This is a genomic window from Neisseria sp. P0014.S002 (assembly GCF_051958295.1).
GTDB lineage: Bacteria > Pseudomonadota > Gammaproteobacteria > Burkholderiales > Neisseriaceae > Neisseria > Neisseria flavescens_B.
Genome location: NZ_JBQCVO010000021.1, coordinates 1 through 6,212, shown reverse-complemented (window position 1 = coordinate 6,212; position 6,212 = coordinate 1). Strand labels below are relative to the sequence as shown.

At 49.7% G+C, this 6,212-nt stretch carries 1 protein-coding gene, 2 tRNA genes and 3 rRNA genes; all 6 read right to left on the bottom strand.

Features of this window, described 5'->3' with window-relative positions; genetic code table 11:
- Positions 1–81 precede the first annotated feature (81 nt).
- The 6 genes from ACTHSX_RS10365 to ACTHSX_RS10340 all read right to left on the bottom strand — a co-directional run bounded on the left by ACTHSX_RS10365 (position 82) and on the right by ACTHSX_RS10340 (position 5,929).
- Complete coding sequence (locus ACTHSX_RS10365; RefSeq protein ID WP_440362393.1) at positions 82–369, bottom strand: ComEA family DNA-binding protein; 288 nt, start codon at positions 367–369, stop codon at positions 82–84.
- A gap of 308 nt (positions 370–677) precedes the next feature.
- A 5S ribosomal RNA gene (rrf, locus tag ACTHSX_RS10360) occupies positions 678–791 on the bottom strand.
- A 96-nt stretch (positions 792–887) separates the two neighbouring features.
- Positions 888–3,776, bottom strand: a 23S ribosomal RNA gene (locus ACTHSX_RS10355).
- A 349-nt stretch (positions 3,777–4,125) separates the two neighbouring features.
- Positions 4,126–4,201, bottom strand: a tRNA-Ala gene (locus ACTHSX_RS10350).
- A gap of 5 nt (positions 4,202–4,206) precedes the next feature.
- Positions 4,207–4,283 (bottom strand) — tRNA-Ile (locus ACTHSX_RS10345).
- 105 nt (positions 4,284–4,388) lie between these two features.
- Positions 4,389–5,929: ribosomal RNA gene (locus tag ACTHSX_RS10340) — 16S ribosomal RNA — on the bottom strand.
- Together the 16S, 23S and 5S rRNA genes with 2 tRNA genes alongside form the textbook arrangement of a ribosomal RNA operon.
- Between the last annotated feature and the right edge of the window lie 283 nt (positions 5,930–6,212).

Genomic DNA, 6,212 nt, shown 5'->3' with positions numbered 1-6,212 from the left:
CCCCATACAAAGCCGCCCGTCAACCCGAACCGGCAAACGGTTCGGCCTCGGGGCGGCGTATACGGCAGTTAACCATCAGGCTTATTTTTTCACGGCAGGCTGTGCGGCCTTAGGCGTGGCAGGAGAAACCGTCGCCTCCGCCTTCAACTTGTTCAGCACCGCATCACCGATGCCCTTTACGTTTTTCAGCTCCTCCACCGATTTAAACGCACCGTTCTTCTGACGGTATTCCACAATCGATTTCGCCTTAGCCGGACCGATACCCGGCAAGGCCTCCAGTTCGGCAGAAGACGCGGTATTGATGTTCACGGCAGCCAAAGAGAACGCCGCACAAACGGCGGCAAACGCACCAAATAAAAATTTCTTCATCAGATTTTTTCCCATAACATATTTGATTGAATCAGTCATAAAGTCTACCGAATGGTTTTATTCCACTCTGTAAACACTGTCACATACGCAGATAGGGCAACAGCCTATACCTACATAAATGCTTACAACATATTAACGCAAATATCGTTTGATTTCAAATATTCTAAACAGTTAACCGTAACTTCCGGTACTTTTGTTCAAGAATAACAACAGGGTAATCATACAATACCTGTTATCTACCACCAAACCGACAGAACCGACAGGCATGTAAAAAGCCCCCGACATCGGTCGGGGGCTTCGGAATGGGTGTTTGGCGGTGACCTACTTTCACATGGAAGAACCACACTATCATCGGCGCTGAGTCGTTTCACGGTCCTGTTCGGGATGGGAAGGCGTGGGACCAACTCGCTATGGCCGCCAAACTTAAACTGTTACAAATCGGTAAAGCCTTAATCAATATATTCGGTGATGACTGAATCAGTCAGTAAGCTTTTATCTTTTGAAGTTCTTCAAATGATAGAGTCAAGCCTCACGAGCAATTAGTATGGGTTAGCTTCACGCGTTACCGCGCTTCCACACCCCACCTATCAACGTCCTGGTCTCGAACGACTCTTTAGTGTGGTTAAACCACAAGGGAAGTCTCATCTTCAGGCGAGTTTCGCGCTTAGATGCTTTCAGCGCTTATCTCTTCCGAACTTAGCTACCCGGCTATGCAACTGGCGTTACAACCGGTACACCAGAGGTTCGTCCACTCCGGTCCTCTCGTACTAGGAGCAGCCCCCGTCAAACTTCCAACGCCCACTGCAGATAGGGACCAAACTGTCTCACGACGTTTTAAACCCAGCTCACGTACCACTTTAAATGGCGAACAGCCATACCCTTGGGACCGACTACAGCCCCAGGATGTGATGAGCCGACATCGAGGTGCCAAACTCCGCCGTCGATATGAACTCTTGGGCGGAATCAGCCTGTTATCCCCGGAGTACCTTTTATCCGTTGAGCGATGGCCCTTCCATACAGAACCACCGGATCACTATGTCCTGCTTTCGCACCTGCTCGACTTGTCGGTCTCGCAGTTAAGCTACCTTTTGCCATTGCACTATCAGTCCGATTTCCGACCGGACCTAGGTAACCTTCGAACTCCTCCGTTACTCTTTGGGAGGAGACCGCCCCAGTCAAACTGCCTACCATGCACGGTCCCCGACCCGGATTACGGGTCTGGGTTAGAACCTCAAAGACACCAGGGTGGTATTTCAAGGACGGCTCCACAGAGACTGGCGTCTCTGCTTCAAAGCCTCCCACCTATCCTACACAAGTGACTTCAAAGTCCAATGCAAAGCTACAGTAAAGGTTCACGGGGTCTTTCCGTCTAGCAGCGGGTAGATTGCATCTTCACAACCACTTCAACTTCGCTGAGTCTCAGGAGGAGACAGTGTGGCCATCGTTACGCCATTCGTGCGGGTCGGAACTTACCCGACAAGGAATTTCGCTACCTTAGGACCGTTATAGTTACGGCCGCCGTTTACTGGGGCTTCGATCCGATGCTTGCACATCTTCAATTAACCTTCCAGCACCGGGCAGGCGTCACACCCTATACGTCCACTTTCGTGTTAGCAGAGTGCTGTGTTTTTAATAAACAGTCGCAGCCACCTATTCTCTGCGACCCTCCAGGGCTTACGGAGCAAGTCCTTAACCTTAGAGGGCATACCTTCTCCCGAAGTTACGGTATCAATTTGCCGAGTTCCTTCTCCTGAGTTCTCTCAAGCGCCTTAGAATTCTCATCCTGCCCACCTGTGTCGGTTTGCGGTACGGTTCAATTCAAACTGAAGCTTAGTGGCTTTTCCTGGAAGCGTGGTATCGGTTACTTCATGTCCGTAGACACTCGTCATCACTTCTCGGTGTTAAGAAGACCCGGATTTGCCTAAGTCTTCCACCTACCGGCTTAAACAAGCTATTCCAACAGCTTGCTAACCTAACCTTCTCCGTCCCCACATCGCATTTGAATCAAGTACAGGAATATTAACCTGTTTCCCATCGACTACGCATTTCTGCCTCGCCTTAGGGGCCGACTCACCCTACGCCGATGAACGTTGCGTAGGAAACCTTGGGCTTTCGGCGAGCGGGCTTTTCACCCGCTTTATCGCTACTCATGTCAACATTCGCACTTCTGATACCTCCAGCACACTTTACAATGCACCTTCATCGGCCTACAGAACGCTCCCCTACCATGCCAGTAAACTGGCATCCGCAGCTTCGGTTATAGATTTGAGCCCCGTTACATCTTCCGCGCAGGACGACTCGACCAGTGAGCTATTACGCTTTCTTTAAATGATGGCTGCTTCTAAGCCAACATCCTGGCTGTCTGGGCCTTCCCACTTCGTTTACCACTTAATCTATCATTTGGGACCTTAGCTGGCGGTCTGGGTTGTTTCCCTCTTGACAACGGACGTTAGCACCCGCTGTCTGTCTCCCGAGGAACCACTTGATGGTATTCTTAGTTTGCCATGGGTTGGTAAGTTGCAATAACCCCCTAGCCATAACAGTGCTTTACCCCCATCAGTGTCTTACTCGAGGCACTACCTAAATAGTTTTCGGGGAGAACCAGCTATCTCCGAGTTTGTTTAGCCTTTCACCCCTATCCACAGCTCATCCCCGCATTTTGCAACATGCGTGGGTTCGGTCCTCCAGTACCTGTTACGGCACCTTCAACCTGGCCATGGATAGATCACTCGGTTTCGGGTCTACACCCAGCAACTGTTCGCCCTATTAAGACTCGGTTTCCCTACGCCTCCCCTATTCGGTTAAGCTCGCTACTGAATGTAAGTCGTTGACCCATTATACAAAAGGTACGCAGTCACACCACAAGGGTGCTCCCACTGTTTGTATGCATCAGGTTTCAGGTTCTATTTCACTCCCCTCCCGGGGTTCTTTTCGCCTTTCCCTCACGGTACTGGTTCACTATCGGTCGATGATGAGTATTTAGCCTTGGAGGATGGTCCCCCCATATTCAGACAGGATTTCACGTGTCCCGCCCTACTTTTCGTACGCTTAGTACCACTATTGAGATTTCGAATACGGGACTATCACCCACTATGGTCAAGCTTCCCAGCTTGTTCTTCTATCTCGACAGTTATCACGTACAGGCTCCTCCGCGTTCGCTCGCCACTACTTGCGGAATCTCGGTTGATTTCTTTTCCTCCGGGTACTTAGATGGTTCAGTTCTCCGGGTTCGCTTCGCTTATCCTATGTATTCAGATAAGGATACCTCCTAAGAGGTGGGTTTCCCCATTCGGACATCGCGGGATCATAGCTTTATTGCCAGCTCCCCCACGCTTTTCGCAGGCTTACACGTCCTTCGTCGCCTATCATCGCCAAGGCATCCACCTGATGCACTTATTCACTTGACTCTATCATTTCAAGAACCTCTTTGACTTCGTCTACCTACCCGTTGACTAGGGAAGCAAACTTGAAATTCCTACTTTGATAAAGCTTACTGCTTTGTTGTGTCTTAATCCTGCCTTTTGTGTTTCAGGATTAAGTCGATACAATCATCACCCAAATACTGTGTTTGTTTTCTTTTCTCTTGCGAGAGATTTTTTTATCCTTTGCAAAGAACAAAAAATCAAAACAAACTCATTGTCTTTGTTTGTTGATTTCGGCTTTCCAATTTGTTAAAGATCGATGCGTCGATATTTCACTTCGCAAATCAAAATAAGCTGCTAAGTATAGCAGGCTTCCTTTGATTTGTAAAGTTCTTGGTGGAGGCAAACGGGATCGAACCGATGACCCCCTGCTTGCAAAGCAGGTGCTCTACCAACTGAGCTATGCCCCCGTTCTTGGTGGGTCTGGGAGGACTTGAACCTCCGACCCCACGCTTATCAAGCGTGTGCTCTAACCAGCTGAGCTACAAACCCGGATTCTCTTCTTAAGCGAATCTTGTCTTCACTCAAGCTTTTCTCTTCCGCATCTTTTACAGTTTACCGATAAGTGTGAATGCATCAGACCTCTTCTTTCTCTAGAAAGGAGGTGATCCAGCCGCAGGTTCCCCTACGGCTACCTTGTTACGACTTCACCCCAGTCATGAAGCATACCGTGGTAAGCGGGCTCCTTGCGGTTACCCTACCTACTTCTGGTATCCCCCACTCCCATGGTGTGACGGGCGGTGTGTACAAGACCCGGGAACGTATTCACCGCAGTATGCTGACCTGCGATTACTAGCGATTCCGACTTCATGCACTCGAGTTGCAGAGTGCAATCCGGACTACGATCGGTTTTGTGAGATTGGCTCCACCTCGCGGCTTGGCTACCCTCTGTACCGACCATTGTATGACGTGTGAAGCCCTGGTCATAAGGGCCATGAGGACTTGACGTCATCCCCACCTTCCTCCGGCTTGTCACCGGCAGTCTCATTAGAGTGCCCAACTAAATGATGGCAACTAATGACAAGGGTTGCGCTCGTTGCGGGACTTAACCCAACATCTCACGACACGAGCTGACGACAGCCATGCAGCACCTGTGTTACGGCTCCCGAAGGCACTCCTCCGTCTCTGGAGGATTCCGTACATGTCAAGACCAGGTAAGGTTCTTCGCGTTGCATCGAATTAATCCACATCATCCACCGCTTGTGCGGGTCCCCGTCAATTCCTTTGAGTTTTAATCTTGCGACCGTACTCCCCAGGCGGTCAATTTCACGCGTTAGCTACGCTACTAAGCAATCAAGTTGCCCAACAGCTAATTGACATCGTTTAGGGCGTGGACTACCAGGGTATCTAATCCTGTTTGCTACCCACGCTTTCGAGCATGAACGTCAGTGTTATCCCAGGAGGCTGCCTTCGCCATCGGTATTCCTCCACATCTCTACGCATTTCACTGCTACACGTGGAATTCTACCTCCCTCTGACACACTCTAGTCACCCAGTTCAGAACGCAGTTCCCAGGTTGAGCCCGGGGATTTCACATCCTGCTTAAGTAACCGTCTGCGCTCGCTTTACGCCCAGTAATTCCGATTAACGCTCGCACCCTACGTATTACCGCGGCTGCTGGCACGTAGTTAGCCGGTGCTTATTCTTCAGGTACCGTCATCAGACAGGGGTATTAACCCTATCCTTTTCTTCCCTGACAAAAGTCCTTTACAACCCGAAGGCCTTCTTCAGACACGCGGCATGGCTGGATCAGGCTTGCGCCCATTGTCCAAAATTCCCCACTGCTGCCTCCCGTAGGAGTCTGGGCCGTGTCTCAGTCCCAGTGTGGCGGATCATCCTCTCAGACCCGCTACTGATCGTCGCCTTGGTAGGCCTTTACCCCACCAACTAGCTAATCAGATATCGGCCGCTCGAATAACGCAAGGCCCGAAGGTCCCCTGCTTTCCTCCTCAGAGAATATGCGGTATTAGCTAATCTTTCGATTAGTTATCCCCCATTACTCGGTACGTTCCGATATATTACTCACCCGTTCGCCACTCGCCACCCAAGAAGCAAGCTTCTCTGTGCTGCCGTTCGACTTGCATGTGTAAAGCATGCCGCCAGCGTTCAATCTGAGCCAGGATCAAACTCTTATGTTCAATCTCTAACTTATAACTTCTGGTCTGCTTCAAAGAAACCGACAGGACAATGTCTAAAACATCATCTTGTCTGTCTTTCAAACAGTGTGAGGCCTAATGCACTCACACTTATCGGTAATCTGTTTTTTAAAGAGCGAATCGAATTATACAGTACATTTAGCAAATGTCAACTAAAATTATCGAAAATTTCAACTAACTGTGTTATACTGTCTGCTTCGTTTTCTTCACCGCGTCAGCAGCGAAGAACCGAACTATACGCCTCACAACAAAACCAGTCAACACC

Bases quoted from the DNA above. Each gene is read 5' to 3' on its own strand.
- ACTHSX_RS10365 (WP_440362393.1), bottom strand. From the start codon at position 369: ATGAAGAAATTTTTATTTGGTGCGTTTGCCGCCGTTTGTGCGGCGTTC.